Genomic DNA, 13,411 nt, shown 5'->3' with positions numbered 1-13,411 from the left:
TCAGGACAAGCTCGTCGATGGTCAACGTAATACGGCTCATATCCACCCGCGGATTTCCGTTTCCGACAGTGGCCGCTCGATTTTATGCGCCTCCAACCGGGCAGCCTCGAGCAGGTGCTTCATCTCCACGGGACACCCGGATTCCGCCGCCAGGAACGCGGCGTTCAGGGCAATGTTTCGAATATTGCCCCCGGCCACATTGAGCTGCGAGAGTTTCTTGGGATCCAGTGAACGGGCCGGGGCCTTCGCCGGGAAAACCCGGATCCAGATGGCTTCGCGCTGCGCGGCATCCGGGAATGGAAAGTTCACGGTGAACCGTATCCGGCGCTGGAACGCTCTGTCCATGGACGATTTGAGGTTGGTAGTCAAAATCGCCAGGCCCTGATAGGCCTCCATCCGTTGAAGCAGGTAACTCACCTCGATGTTGGCAAAGCGGTCGTGACTATCCTTTACATCGCTTCGCTTGCCGAAGAGCGCGTCAGCCTCGTCAAACAGCAGGAGCGTTCCGCCGTCTTCTGCTGCGTCGAAGACCTGTTTCAAGTTCTTCTCGGTCTCGCCGATGTACTTGCTGACCACGGCCGAAAGGTCGATGCGGTACAAATCCAATCCTAATTCAGCGGCGAGCACCTCGGCGGCCATCGTCTTCCCAGTGCCGCTTTCGCCGGTGAACAGCGCGCTGACGCCCAGTCCCCGGTCATCTTTGGCAGCGAAGCCCCACGTTTCATAGACCGTCATCCGGTGACGCACTTGGGACGCGATCTGGCGGAGCGTTTGTTTCTGGAGCTCCGGCAGGACTAAGTCATCCCAACCGGCGGAAGAAACGATCCGCTGAGCCAGGTCGCCCAGCTTCGGACGGGCCAGGGACCGGCACGCCTGCCAGAGATCCTGCGGCTGGGATACGGTTTGATCCGCTCTGAGGCGGGAACCGGTCGCGAAGATCGTCCGGGCACTCAGCTTGAAATGTTGCGACACGGCGTCCAGGGTGCCGTTGAAACCGGCGGCCGCTGGGCCAAGGGCCATCTGCCAGAGCCGCTTCTGCTCAGCCGGCGCCGGCTTCTCAACGTCGAATCGAAGGAATGAGGGTTCCAGGCGCGCAGGCTCGCGGCTGGCGACGAAAATCATGCCCGGCAGGATTTCTGTAAGGCGCCGGGCCGAAGGCGTGAGCCCGCCTGAACCGCACTGGATGAGTAACGCTGCGGGCAGAAGCAAGGCTTCCCTTTCCCAAAGGCGGGCGATCTGCTCCCAATCCGCTCCGGCGGCGGGAATGTCTTCCGATCGCACGACTAACAAGTAGCGTCCCGCGGCATGGGCTGCGAGGGCGGCGGCATCTTCCTGCCCATGCGGGTCGTCGCCGCAAAGGTGCAAGACCGGCGGCCGGCCGGCGCAACTCTGAAAGGTGCGAGCCATTCGGACCGCGAGCAGTTCATGATCTTCGGTGACGCACTCCGGAGCGCCCCTGGCCTGCAGCAGCGGCTCGAGCCGCGAATCCAGGACGTTCATTCCAGCCAGGTAGTGCAGGATACGCTCGTCAATGCGCAAGGGTGCACACGTGAGCCCATGGCCGGCGCCCAATTCCACCAACCGGAAGCGGCGCAAAGGGCGGGACGGGGTCAACGCGCTCCAATGCGGTTCGGGCAATACGGCCATGGCCAGGCCGAAGGTAAGGTAGGTACGCTGGGACTGACCCAGGGCCTCGGCGCAGAGGGCTGCGATCCTGGCTTCCATTTCCACCCCGGCACAAAGCAGAAGAATATCACGCTCAAAGGCGCTCAACTCGAAAAGCTCCGCTAACCGGTCAATGGCGGGCGGGATCACCAATGCGGCGCGCGCCTCGTTGAGCTCACCGTCTGGAACCTCCGCAGACGTGGACTCGAACAGGCCCTTCAGCCGCACGAATTCCGCCACCAGGTAAGCCTGGTTGCCTTCGATCCAGTAAGTTTCTGGTTCTATTGCTTCCATCAAGTAACCCGGATAAAAGGCGAGCCGGGCGCCGGCGTGTAGGTGACGGGACTATCGATTCCATCAACGCGCAGCCGGACAAGATAGGTCCCCGGAGCGATATTCGTGAATTTAAACGTGGGCGTGGTCGTGGGGGACTGGAAGGGAACGGCCGAAACCTCCTGGCTGCCCAGGATCAACGAGACCTGCTGCCTGGGCAGCAAGGCAGGCGAGCAGGTCGGGGTAAGGGTGAACGATGCGCCGGACACGGAGGCGGGCAGCGCCGACGTGATTCGCGGCGCGATGGCCAATGGCAGGCTGTTTGAGCTGACCGGTGCGGAAAGCCCCGGCGGCTGGACTTGAACGAATAACGAGTAAACTCCCGGCGGCAAGGGAGTGGGCGGTGGAGAAAGGTTCAATGCCGCGGGGACATTCGGGACAACGAATTGGAGGGATGCATTCGTCATCGACGACGGGACGATCGGGCCGTATCGGATTCCGAGGTAAGGACTGGAAAGAACAACGGCTACAGCATTGGCCAGACCGGTTCCGGAGACGACTACCGTGTCCCCAGGAGAGGCGGCGGACCGGCCGCCTGCGGGTGTCACCGACACGATGGAGGATAACAGACCGGCTTGGACGGCGATCCCGCGGGTTGCCACGGGCAGCGGAGCGTTCGTGGTGCCTTCGGCTTGGATCAGAACGACCGTGACCTGGAACGTATAGGTGGGCCGGTAGTCGGCTTTCAGGGCCGTCCACAACCACGCCATTTCCTCGCGACCCAAAGTGGCAGGGGTGACCTTCAGCGCCTCCACCTGATTGGCCAGCCCGGCGAGATCCAGGATGCCGTTCAGGTTAGTATTACCGGCGGAAGGAAGAGAGGTCAGCGCGGCTTGGATATCGCTGCGGGCAAGGACCGGCGTTTGGTGCAGGACTTGAACTGCGTAACCCAAAAGGGCTTCAGCTTCAAAATTCTCTCTGCCATAGGCGGTGAGCAGGTAATGGAGATCCAGCGCGAGCGACTGGTTCCGCAAGCGGCTCCTGCCGTCGGCGGAGACAGAGGGCAGATCCATGTTCCGCCAGGCGGTATTCAGGGTCACCTGGTGAAGGAACAGGTTGACCTGCAGGGCCGGCGCACTCTCCTGAAGGCTTTGGACGATGTCCGGCGCTAGAGCCGTGACCGTGACCGCGCCGAAGCCCGTACCGGTGAAGACGTTATTTAACATCTGGTACAGCACGGCCGAGGTGCCGGCGATGGCGAGGGCATTGCTCATTGAGCACTCCCATCACGACGCCGCAGGTATTCGTCCAAGGAAGGAGCTCTGCGCGCGGGCTTCGGCGAGGCCGGGGTGACCGGGGGCGGCGGCACCGCGATCACTTCGATGCGGCCGATATGAATGCGGATTTCATCCGGCGCGGGCTGGGCTGCCGGACGTGCGCGCGAGGGGTCCATCCCTTCTCCGTCATGTCCACGCGCACCGGACGCGAACGGGCCGGGTGCGGATGGGGTCAGCGTTCGAGATTCATCCCCGGTGACGCGCGTTTCAGGCGGCATCCCGGTGGCCGGTTGTTCAATCGTCTGCTGCCTCGACCATCCCGTTGTGATAGGAGCCTTGATAGGAACCGTCTCCCCTCCCCGGCTGTCACCAGCTTGGCCGCCGGGGGAACTCGCGAAGACCACGCCCCTTCCGGGCGCCGGTCCCGCCGCCGGTTGGTCCACAATTTGTCTCGTCACGGGTCGCACCATGATAGAAGCTTCTGCAGGCGTCATCGCCTCCGGCTGATTTCTAACCGGACGTTTTAACGGCGTCCCCTCACCCGTGGCTTCGCGGGGCGGCTTCAGCACTCGCGGCTGAGATTGGTCGCGGCCCTGATCGGTATCCGGAAACTGCGGGGCGACGGGTGTTTCGGCCTTTTCGCCGGGGCCGGGAAACAATGGGGCCGGCAAGCGATTTGAGGTTGGAATCGGCGTTCCGGTTGGGTCCGGCGATCCCTGCGCCTTGGGATACGGTTCACCAATCGGGCGGGCGCGTTCGATCCCCGGGTGGGTTGCCCTCGATTTACGAAGCGCATGCGGGTTCGGCTCACCCGCCGGGAGGGCGCGGGTGGCCGGCCCGTCCGGCGGCGGCTGCGGGCCGGTTCGCGGCATATCTTCGGATGGGACAGGGACGTTAACCGGCAGCGCGGCGTTTATGGAAAGGGTCTCGGGTCCGCCGGCGGATCCGGGCGGCGAGAACACTGAGCCCAGAATCGGCTGGATGGATCCCCCGGGGTTCCGGGCGCTGAGGGCGATACGTTGAAGGTAGCCGTTCATGACCGCACCAGCTCCAGATAGTGAGCCCGGCGATGCTCGCTCAGCGACAAAATGTCCGCTTCGCCCCAGCCGTAAGCCGAGGCCAGGGTGTGGATTTCAAAGAGAAGTCTGCGCGCCCGCGCCTCGATTTCCCGCCAAAGAAAAAGAATGATGTCCAGGTTTTCCTCCCATTCGGCTTCGCAAGCCGGGCACGCCAGCGCCAACCGGGTTTCCGCGAGCGGGTCGGCCATGGCCAGCCTCTGCCCGATTTGCTCCAAATCGTCGTCAGACCAGGTAGAAGGTTGCGCCGGATCCAGACAGCAGCTTTCCACCAGGCGGATCGATGCCAACCGGGCGTCGAGCTCTTGCGCCGCCTTGACGAGGTCGCGAGTCGTGGGCAACCGGAACGAGCGTCCGTTGACGATGACCGGGTCCTCTGATGTCTGGCACTGATCGGTCAACCCGCCCGCGAGCAATTGGCCATCGACCTCGATTTCCAGCTTTTCCCCGCAGCGCGCGCAAGCAGTCCAGGCGAAAAGCCGCGGGCCGAATGACCGGCAGCGGAGCTGCGCCAATGCCAGGTTGCGCCGGCCCAGCGGCCAGTCGGCCAGAACGTCCGGCGGCAGATCGGGCAGACCAGCGCTCAACGCCAGCAATCCCTGATCCAACGGGTGCAGGCCGGCGCCCGATTCCCAAACTTTCAGGCAGTCAGAACTGGATAGGACGTGCATTCGCTTTGGCAGCGCGAATATCTCACGAGCACTTTGACTGGTGATAATCGTCACCCACCACGCCGCAACGAGCTCGCTCGTCGCATCGGCTTCTGCGTGATTGTTCCGGGCTAGGCGGTCACACTGCTCAATGTCGGTTCCGCCGGTTCGGTCACGCCGGTGTCGCGCTCCCAGCCTTCATTTTCGAGTTTGATGTGCTCGATCGCGATCGCGTTGGCGTTGGCATCCAGGTCCGGCAGCGCCTGGTATTCGGAAACCCAGCACCGATAGATCTTGTAGGCGATGACCAACTGCCCCGCCTCGTTGTAGAACTCGAGGTAGATGTCCTTGCGGAAGTTTGCCAAGGAAACCTCTGAACCCAGCCCGGCTCCAAAGTTCCAAACCAGCCCGGCCCAGTCGTGAAAACTCATGTCCTGGGTCAAGCCTCGCTCCAAGGTGATGGGTTCGAACTTGCTTCGTCCGGGAGACCGATGGGCGGTAGAAGGATCACCGCCCTCGCGATGTTCGACGACCTCCGTCGTGCGCTTGAAACTGCTGACCTTGCTGATACCTGCGACGTATTTGCCGTCCCATTTCAGTCGAAATTTGAAATTCTTATAGGGATCCAAGCGCTTTTGATTTGCTGGAAATAGAGCCATCTGACGATTTCCTCAGGTTTGAAGTTGGCCGGCGATCTGCTGAATCTGGATCACGACAAATTCGGCGGGATATAATGGGGCGAAACCAACGAGGATATTCACAATTCCCTGGTCAATGCCGGACTGCGGATTGTTTTCCGAATCGCACTTGACGAAGTAAGCCTGCGCGGGGGTCGTGCCCTGAAAAGCTCCCTGCAGGAATAGTCCTTGCATGAAGGTGGTCACGTTGAGGCGGATCTGGCCCCAGAGCCGTTCGTCATTGGGTTCGAACACGACCCACTGGGTGCCTTCATACAGGCTCGACTCAAGGTACAAGGCCAAGCGCCTTATCGGGACGTATTTCCATTGCGAACCGGCCTGATCGTTCCCCTGCAGGGTGCGTCCCCCCCAAACCACGCTGCCGTAGACCCTGAATTGTCGTAAGCAGTTGATGGCCTGCACGTTCAGATCGCCGTTCTCGAGGTCGGTCAGGTTATATTGCAGGCCTGATGCGCCGGTCAAACCTGCATCGATGCCCGCGGGCGCTTTCCAGATGCCGCGATTGGTGTCCGTGGTCGCATAGATGCCGGCCACAAAGCCGCACGGGGGAAAGTAGGTGAGGCGGTTTCCGGAAAGAGGGTCCGGCGCCTGAATCCAAGGGAAGTACAGCGCCGCATTGGTTGAGTTGGCGCCAAGGAGAGCGCTGTTCGGGCCGTTTTGCTTCAGGTTAGAGTGCGTGTCGTTCAGGTCGCTATCGATGATCAAAAACGCTCTCTCGGCGACGCAGAATGCCTGCAACTGGGCCAGGACCGCCGCCGAAGCAGCCGACCTGGGGGTTTCCCCGGGAACGCAGAGCAGGTTGAAGATGTCCACCCGTCTCAGCAAAAAGACGCCGTGCGTTCCGTTGCTATGGGTATCCAACATCCTGTTTTCAAACGCCGCGGTGTTCGGCTGCAGCACCGTTCCGTCGAGATTGGGAACCAGCCTGACGGGAATGGAAGGGAAGCTCGCGGGGAGGTTCAATGCCGGGGCCGAACCGGGCGGTGCATAGCCGGCGGGCAAGGCGATAAACTGGGACCCGCTGATGTTTGGGTTGGTCACCGACAGGCCTTTGAACACCTCCAACACGACCGGCAGAGCGACATTGCCCACCGGACCCCGGGCCGGGTAATAGACGACCTCCAGATCGAAGCCGGTCGCATCACCCTGCGCCAGGACGCCGAAGTTGGACGGCCATCCAAAGGGCGGGCCGGCCTGAACCGTCAGGAATGTCACAGGCGGGGAGGAGTGGTCCTGGACGGCGACGCTGCCCGTCGACGTCAACTGTGTCGTCGGCGGCGCGACCGGGAAGGCAGACGGCAGGTTCAGAGTCGCTGTTGCGGCGTTTGGGAGGGGCGTGTAAGAGGATGGTACCACAACAAAATTCGATTTGTTGTTGAGCACCGTAACCGCGTAATTCGGGTCGGCGGGATTCACCGACAGGTTGGGGAAAGACTCCACCACGATGGCGGCCGGAACCCCGCCCACCGGCCCACTACCGGGATGGTAGAGGATCTCAAGATCAAAATTGGCCGGCGAGGCGTTGGTGGCCGCTTTGACCGAGACGGCGAAGTTCGCGGGCCACGTGCCGGGTTGGTTGGCCTGGATCTCGAGATAAGCGATTGGCGGGGTGCTATTATCCTGTAGAAAGATGGGCGCCGCGCCGGCCATCATGAAGGGGGCGGTCTGGATGTTTGAAGCCGGAGGAAGCAACGGGCCGGGCGGGGTATAACCGGGTGCGAAAGCGACGAAGTTTGAACCGGCGTTGATGGCCGTCACGACGTACAGAGGGTCTGAAGGCGCAAGCGACAGGTTCTGGAAAGACTCCACCACCTGCGGGTTGGCGCCGGCCGGCGCATAGACAACGGAGAGACTGAAACGGGTGGCGTCATCCGGACGCACCTTGACGATGATCCCGTAATTGGTCGCCCAGTTCCCCGGGTTTGCCGCTTGCAGCGCCAGGAAGGTGTTGTTGTTCGTGTCCGTCAGATTCACCGAGGCCAGAGCTGCCGCCACGGTTCCATCATTGCCATCCGCCGCCAACCGGACGATGTACGCCTGCTGACCGCCATTATTGAAAAATTGATTAACGGCGTACCCCAGATAATTGGGCAGGCCGTTGCTGCGGCTGAAGCCCCCGAATTGCGTCTGGAAAGCGGACCAACTCTCCACGAGCACCGCTTCATTGGTCGGGCCTTGCGGCGCCCAACCGGCAAAGGCGGCAGTTGAGGTGGCGACGCCGGTGATGGTGTGAACGCCGCTCGGAACTTCCTGAATATAGACTCCGGGATAGGTTAACGTTGCAGGCATGGCAATCTCTCTCTTCTACAACTGAAGTGTGGAACCGAAGCTTGAAGCAAAATTTCGGCAGGCTCCGCCCATCGGCCTTTCGGCCGATTCCGTCCAACCACGCGGCGCCTGCGAGCCGACTACCCCGCTACGGCGATGTTCAACCAGCGTTTCTCGACCAGGAGCCGGGCCTGCTGGATGGCTTCCAACAAAATCATAACCCGTCTCCCATCGTTCTGCTCCCGCTGGACCCGCCCAATCCATCCCTGGAAGAAACCTTGCTCGATCACCACGCGGTCGCCGGGCTTGAAATCCTGTGCCTTAAGCCGGATAAAGCCATCGGACTGCACCTGCTCCTGGATGGCGGCGATGATCGCCGGCGCCACCGGAAGGGGATGCCCGCGGGAGCCCACCACCCGCATCACGCCCGGGGCGTAGCGGATCGCCTCGAGGGATTCGCGCGGACAGAACCGGCTGAAAAAATATCCGGGGAACAGGGCTTTGGTAACGCGGCGGATCCCGCGGCGAAGCGATAGCTCTTCTCGAACCTGCGGTAAGAAAACTTGCAAATTTAACTTTGCCAGGTGCGCAACCGCGAGGTTCTCCTGACGCGCGTTGCTTTGAATGGCAAACCAGCTCATTTTCTGCCCGAAATCGAGGGGATCAGCCATGCGGTGTTAATCCTGCGGGTTTTCAGGGTCCGGCTTGTTCCCTTGCCCCGCTTGCGCGCTCGTCAAATGCCGCCGAATGTCGCGTTCCTTGGCTCGGTTCAGTCCGTAATAGGTTCGTCCATCGCCACCTCGACGAGCGATCAGGAAACCCTTGGCCATCAACTGGCTCAGGGCCGTCTCGACCTCCGAGACGGCACGGTGAATCTGTTGCTCCAGCAGCCACCATTCCGCAATGCCTTCCACGGTGTCCTGGGCCTGCGGGTGCCGCACGATATAGGCGAGCACCTCATCGGTCAAAGGACGGCCGGGATCATCCACGGCATTCTAACTAGCATTCAGTATGCCAGGATCTAACCACCTGCGTCCGCGAGGGGATTCGCTGCTCCGGCTTGGATAATTTCATCCTGGTTCCCCGCTTTTCGCCCGTCGACTTCAACGCATAACTCCCTGAACCCGTGTGGCTAGCAAAATCCATCCTGGTGCCGGGGCGATCTAACCGGGTCCGGTTTCCCCCTTGGGCGGCGCCGGCGGCCGCGCCATGATGCGGTGCTTGCGCATCAGCTCCCAAAAGGCGCGGCGGTCCTGCCCGGCCCCTTGGGCAGCCTTGGTGATATTGCCGTCGTGGATAAGCAGCATCCGGCGGACATAGGTCTGTTCAAACTCGTTGATGACTTGCGCTTTCAATTGTTGAAAGCTCTGGGCGATCGACGGTTCCTCAGGGGTGTCCGCCGTACAAATGTCGTCGGCTTCAATGGTAGCGCGCTTGGCCAGAACGACCGCACGCTGGATCACATTCTCTAACTCCCGCACGTTGCCCGGCCAACTGTGAGAAATGAGCTTCTGAAGCGCGCCGGGTGAAAACCCGCCGGCGGCCGTGCCGAACTTTCGGGTGTACTTGGCCAGAAAATGCCTGGCCAGCAGGACGATATCGTCCTCCCGCTCACGGAGGGGCGGCAACCGGAGCGAGAGCACGTTCAAGCGGTAATACAGATCTCTTCGGAACCGGCCGGTTTCCAGGGCTTCGGTGAACCTGGCATTTGAAGCCGCGATCACCCGCACATCCGCGCTGCAGATCGACGTGGACCCGAGCGGCCGGAATTGGCCGTCCTGCAGGAAACGCAGGAGTTTTACCTGCGCCAAGGGAGGAAGGCAATCCACTTCGTCCAGGAACAACGTGCCCCCGTCGGCTTCCTTGATCACCCCGCGGCGGGAGGAGTTGGCGCCCGTAAATGCGCCGGATTCGTGTCCGAAAAACTCGTTTTCCAAAAGGTCGACGGGAACGGCACCGCAGTTGACCGGGATGAACGGCTTGTCCGCCCGCGGGCCGCAATAATGAATCGCCCGGGCGAACACCTCCTTGCCGGTGCCGGTCTCACCGAAGATCAACAAGCTCACATCGTATTTGGCGATTGCAGGGATCTGCCGGATTAACTCCACAAAAGCCGGGCTTTCACCGATGATATGCTCCAGGCCGAGGGTTGCCCGCAGCCTATCGAAGGCGTAATCGTTTTGTTGATCTCCACGTCTGCACGCCCCGGAAGGTAGCGGCAGGTTATCCTCTGAACGCGACGACATGGTCAGTGTCTCTCAAAGTCCGAGCCGGGTCAAAACCGGCCTGCTTTTTGTTTAGCCATCGATTCTACCCCGGCAGCCGCAGCGGGCGCGCCCCGGGTGCATTCGGGCAAATCCGAGCCACGCGATGCCCATCCGGATGGCGCCTGCGTGCCTGCGAGTGCAAGCCCGGCGCAGCAGCCCTTTATCCCTGCCGATTGCGCTGAATGTAACCTCGTTTCACGTTGCTGGGCCTTTCCTGGTTAGCGTTTACCGGTCACACTTAGAACTGGCGGCACCGTGGGAGACGCCGGCAACTACTGCAAACCTGCTCACCATTCACGCCGACTCCGGGACCGATCGACGCCTGCAACGCCGGCGTTAGTGGGTGGGAGATCGGACTAATACGGTCCGTACGAATCTATCGTGCTAGATGAAACATTTCTTCCCGGCACCGCCAGCAAAAAAGTGATCCCTAACCCTAAAGTACCAGCTGCGACCAGCGGTTCTCGCAGATGAGAATCCGTTCGTAGAGGGCACGGACACCGGCAGCGTCCGCCGCACCTATGGCGTGAGCCCTGCCGAACTCGGGCGGACGCAAGAATACCGAACCGTCGGGACTAACCTTGTTCTGGACGGCGGCTCAAGCTCGATGCGATGTTAAGGGTGCGATCGGGCCGGGGTCCGCGACAGCCGGAAGGGTAAGCACGATCCTTCGCCTATGCCCCCTATTTTTCTACCACGACAATCCGCCCGGGCCCTTTTCCACGCGTGGCACCCCGGCAGGCTACCCGCTGATGCTGACGTGAACCGGGGGGTGCCATCGTGAGCGGCAAGGTCCTGATCATCGGCACCCTTGATACCAAAGGCGTCGATTTCCGGTTCGTCCGCGACCTCATACGGGAGGCGGGCCTGGAGACGCTCACCATCGACGTCGGCACCATCGGCGAACCGGCCTTTACGCCGGAGGTAACCCGTACTGAGGTGGCCGAAGCCGCCGGGGCGGACATTATCGGCTTCCGCTCCGGGGAGCACAAGGACCAGGCCATGCTGGCGATGACCAACGGCGTGGTGGAGGTCGTCCGCCGGTTGCAGCGCGAAGGCCGAGTGGCCGGCGTCTTCAGTATGGGCGGGTCCGGCGGCACCGCGATTGCCACGGCGGCGATGCGGGCCTTGCCGGTGGGTGTGCCCAAGGTCATGGTGTCGACGGTGGGCGGCGGTGACGTCAGTGCCTATGCGGGTGGCAAGGACATCGTCTTCTTTCCTTCCATCGTTGACGTGGCGGGCCTGAACCGGATCAGCCGGCTGATTTATGCCAATGCGGCCCACGCCATGATCGGCATGGCCCGGGCGAGACCGCCTTCAGCGGCGGAGGATAAACCGTTACTGGCGGCCTCCATGTTTGGCAGCACGACCCCGTGCGTGACCGCGGTCAAAGAGGCGATCGAAAAGCGCGGCTTTGAAGTGCTGGTGTTTCATGCCACCGGCACGGGCGGCCGCACGATGGAAGCCCTGATTGACCAAGGGCTCATCAGCGGCTTGCTCGACGTCACCACGACCGAACTGGCGGACAACGTGTGCGGCGGGGTAATGGACGCCGGGCCCGAGCGTTGCCTGGCCGCGCCGCGGGCAGGCCTGCCCACCGTGCTGGTGCCGGGCTGCGTCGACATGGCCAATTTCTGGAGCGTCGAGTCCATGCCCAGGGCCTACCAGGGCCGGGTGCTGTACCGCTGGAACCCGAACGTGACCCTGCTGCGCACCAACGCCGAGGAAAACCGCGAGATCGGCCGCCGGATCTCCGCGGCGGCCAACGCGGCCACCGGGCCGGTGGCGATCCTGATTCCGAAACGGGGCGTCTCCCTGCTCGACCGCGAGGGGAGCGAGTTCTGGGATCCCGAGGCCGACCGGGCGTGTTTCGACGCGATCCGCGCCGGCGTACGCCCCGGCATCGAGATCCGTGAACTCGATCACCACATCAACGACCCGCCGTTTGCCACCGAAGTGGCCAGCCAAATGCTACGGCTGCTTCAGGAACGCGGCCCCACCGTTTCCGAGCGACAACCATGACCAGACAAGACGTTTTGGATCGGCTCAAACAGCAAGTGGCCAGGCGCGCCCCCATCGTCGGCTGCGGGGCCGGTACCGGCATTTCGGCCAAGTGCGCCGAGGCCGGAGGCGCCGACCTCATCATCATTTACAACTCCGGCCGGTATCGCATGGCGGGTCGGGGTTCGCTGGCCGGGCTGATGCCCTACGGCGACGCCAACGCAATCGTGATGGAAATGGCGTCTGAAGTGCTGCCGGTCGTTAAGCGCACCCCCGTCCTAGCCGGCGTGTGCGGCACCGATCCCTTCCGGCTGATGCCGCGCTTCCTCAGGCAAGTCGGAGAGGCCGGCTTCTCGGGCGTGCAGAACTTCCCAACCGTGGGGCTGATCGATGGCACCTTCCGCGCCAACCTGGAGGGCACCGGCATGGGTTACGACAAAGAGATCGATATGATTCGGGAGGCCCATCGCCAGGAGCTCTTCACTTCGCCCTATGTGTTTGATGCCGACCAGGCGCGCCGGATGGTGGAGGCGGGCGCCGACCAGTTGGTGGCTCACGTCGGTTTAACCACTGCGGGCACGATCGGGGCGGCGGTGGCGCTGAGTCTGGAAGAGGCGATCGAGAAAGTGCTGCAGATCGCCGAAGCGGGCCGCGCCGTGAGGAAAGACGTGCTGGTCATCTGCCACGGCGGCCCCTTAGACGAACCGGAGAACGTCGCCCGCGCGCTGGCCCAAATGCCCGGCATCGATGGGTTCTTCGGCGCTTCGTCTATCGAACGGCTGCCGACTGAACGTGCCATTTCCTCGCAGGTCAAAGCGTTCAAGGAGAGTCGCCTGGCCTGATCCGCCGGGATCGCCCCGTCATCAGCAGCCGTGCCGGCGGCCGTGCACGGGACACGCGGGAGAGCCATCACCATCTCATATCATATCATTTCGATGGCGATCGAGGTAAAATCTTGTCTTCCTTCCCAGGTGCCCTGCCGGCGTTACACCTATTAGACCGTATAAACGGTCCAGGCCCAACGGGCCGGTAGACGGTTTGATGGCCTGAAGGGCCAAAGGAACATAGCCCAGGGTTTACCCCTGAGCATTACCCACATTTTTTGAGAGCAGCGCGGGGACAGCCGTGACCGTCTTTCGGCCCGAAGGGCCAAGAGAACATAGCCCAGCGTTTACCCCTCGACCTGACCCGCAATTCTGCCGCCGTCAAGCAAGACCCGGCACGCGCCACGCATCC

The 13,411-nt window shown here is 62.2% G+C and carries 11 protein-coding genes; 2 read left to right on the top strand and 9 right to left on the bottom strand.

Annotated elements, in window-relative coordinates:
* Nucleotides 1-36: 36 nt before the first annotated feature.
* From JO015_21620 to JO015_21580, 9 genes are all read right to left on the bottom strand, one after another.
* Nucleotides 37-1,959, bottom strand: coding sequence for an ATP-binding protein (locus JO015_21620; protein MBW0001704.1), 1,923 nt, complete (start codon nt 1,957-1,959; stop codon nt 37-39).
* Nucleotides 1,959-3,212: a DUF4255 domain-containing protein gene (locus tag JO015_21615; GenBank protein ID MBW0001703.1), complete on the bottom strand. Its 1,254-nt coding sequence runs from the start codon at nt 3,210-3,212 to the stop codon at nt 1,959-1,961. The genes JO015_21620 and JO015_21615 overlap by 1 nt, the downstream gene beginning before the upstream one ends.
* Nucleotides 3,209-4,252: a hypothetical protein gene (locus JO015_21610; GenBank protein MBW0001702.1), complete on the bottom strand. Its 1,044-nt coding sequence runs from the start codon at nt 4,250-4,252 to the stop codon at nt 3,209-3,211. The genes JO015_21615 and JO015_21610 overlap by 4 nt, the downstream gene beginning before the upstream one ends.
* Nucleotides 4,249-4,962, bottom strand: coding sequence for a hypothetical protein (locus JO015_21605; GenBank protein MBW0001701.1), 714 nt, complete (start codon nt 4,960-4,962; stop codon nt 4,249-4,251). The genes JO015_21610 and JO015_21605 overlap by 4 nt, the downstream gene beginning before the upstream one ends.
* A gap of 110 nt (nt 4,963-5,072) precedes the next feature.
* Nucleotides 5,073-5,600 (bottom strand): phage tail protein, encoded by a 528-nt coding sequence (locus JO015_21600; GenBank protein ID MBW0001700.1) that lies wholly within the window; start codon nt 5,598-5,600, stop codon nt 5,073-5,075.
* Between the two features lie 12 nt (nt 5,601-5,612).
* Nucleotides 5,613-6,503 carry a phage tail sheath family protein gene (locus JO015_21595; GenBank protein ID MBW0001699.1) on the bottom strand — a complete coding sequence of 297 codons (891 nt, stop codon included), beginning with the start codon at nt 6,501-6,503 and terminating at the stop codon, nt 5,613-5,615.
* A 1,544-nt stretch (nt 6,504-8,047) separates the two neighbouring features.
* Nucleotides 8,048-8,578: a hypothetical protein gene (locus tag JO015_21590; GenBank protein MBW0001698.1), complete on the bottom strand. Its 531-nt coding sequence runs from the start codon at nt 8,576-8,578 to the stop codon at nt 8,048-8,050.
* Between the two features lie 6 nt (nt 8,579-8,584).
* Nucleotides 8,585-8,896 carry a hypothetical protein gene (locus tag JO015_21585; protein MBW0001697.1) on the bottom strand — a complete coding sequence of 104 codons (312 nt, stop codon included), beginning with the start codon at nt 8,894-8,896 and terminating at the stop codon, nt 8,585-8,587.
* Between the two features lie 174 nt (nt 8,897-9,070).
* Entirely contained in the window at nt 9,071-10,153 is a 1,083-nt protein-coding gene (locus tag JO015_21580) for a sigma 54-interacting transcriptional regulator (protein MBW0001696.1), read from the bottom strand.
* Between the two features lie 801 nt (nt 10,154-10,954).
* On the opposite strand from JO015_21580, the gene JO015_21575 reads away from it, so the two are divergent.
* Both JO015_21575 and JO015_21570 read left to right on the top strand, forming a co-directional pair.
* On the top strand, nt 10,955-12,196 hold the full coding sequence (locus JO015_21575) for a Tm-1-like ATP-binding domain-containing protein (protein MBW0001695.1): 1,242 nt from the start codon (nt 10,955-10,957) through the stop codon (nt 12,194-12,196).
* Entirely contained in the window at nt 12,193-13,017 is an 825-nt protein-coding gene (locus tag JO015_21570) for a phosphoenolpyruvate hydrolase family protein (protein ID MBW0001694.1), read from the top strand. The genes JO015_21575 and JO015_21570 overlap by 4 nt, the downstream gene beginning before the upstream one ends.
* The last annotated feature ends 394 nt before the right edge of the window (nt 13,018-13,411 follow it).

The organism is Verrucomicrobiota bacterium, from assembly GCA_019247695.1.
In the GTDB taxonomy this organism is placed as follows: Bacteria; Verrucomicrobiota; Verrucomicrobiia; order Chthoniobacterales; family JAFAMB01; genus JAFBAP01.
This window is presented reverse-complemented; position numbering and strand designations above follow the sequence as displayed.

What these genes read in the sequence shown, in the direction of transcription:
- JO015_21595 (MBW0001699.1), bottom strand. Translation starts at nt 6,503, where the DNA reads ATGTTGGATACCCATAGCAACGGAACGCACGGCGTCTTTTTGCTGAGA.
- JO015_21615 (MBW0001703.1), bottom strand. Translation starts at nt 3,212, where the DNA reads ATGAGCAATGCCCTCGCCATCGCCGGCACCTCGGCCGTGCTGTACCAG.
- JO015_21620 (MBW0001704.1), bottom strand. Translation starts at nt 1,959, where the DNA reads ATGGAAGCAATAGAACCAGAAACTTACTGGATCGAAGGCAACCAGGCT.
- JO015_21570 (MBW0001694.1), top strand. Translation starts at nt 12,193, where the DNA reads ATGACCAGACAAGACGTTTTGGATCGGCTCAAACAGCAAGTGGCCAGG.
- JO015_21590 (MBW0001698.1), bottom strand. Translation starts at nt 8,578, where the DNA reads ATGGCTGATCCCCTCGATTTCGGGCAGAAAATGAGCTGGTTTGCCATT.
- JO015_21580 (MBW0001696.1), bottom strand. Translation starts at nt 10,153, where the DNA reads ATGTCGTCGCGTTCAGAGGATAACCTGCCGCTACCTTCCGGGGCGTGC.
- JO015_21610 (MBW0001702.1), bottom strand. Translation starts at nt 4,252, where the DNA reads ATGAACGGCTACCTTCAACGTATCGCCCTCAGCGCCCGGAACCCCGGG.
- JO015_21600 (MBW0001700.1), bottom strand. Translation starts at nt 5,600, where the DNA reads ATGGCTCTATTTCCAGCAAATCAAAAGCGCTTGGATCCCTATAAGAAT.
- JO015_21605 (MBW0001701.1), bottom strand. Translation starts at nt 4,962, where the DNA reads ATGCACGTCCTATCCAGTTCTGACTGCCTGAAAGTTTGGGAATCGGGC.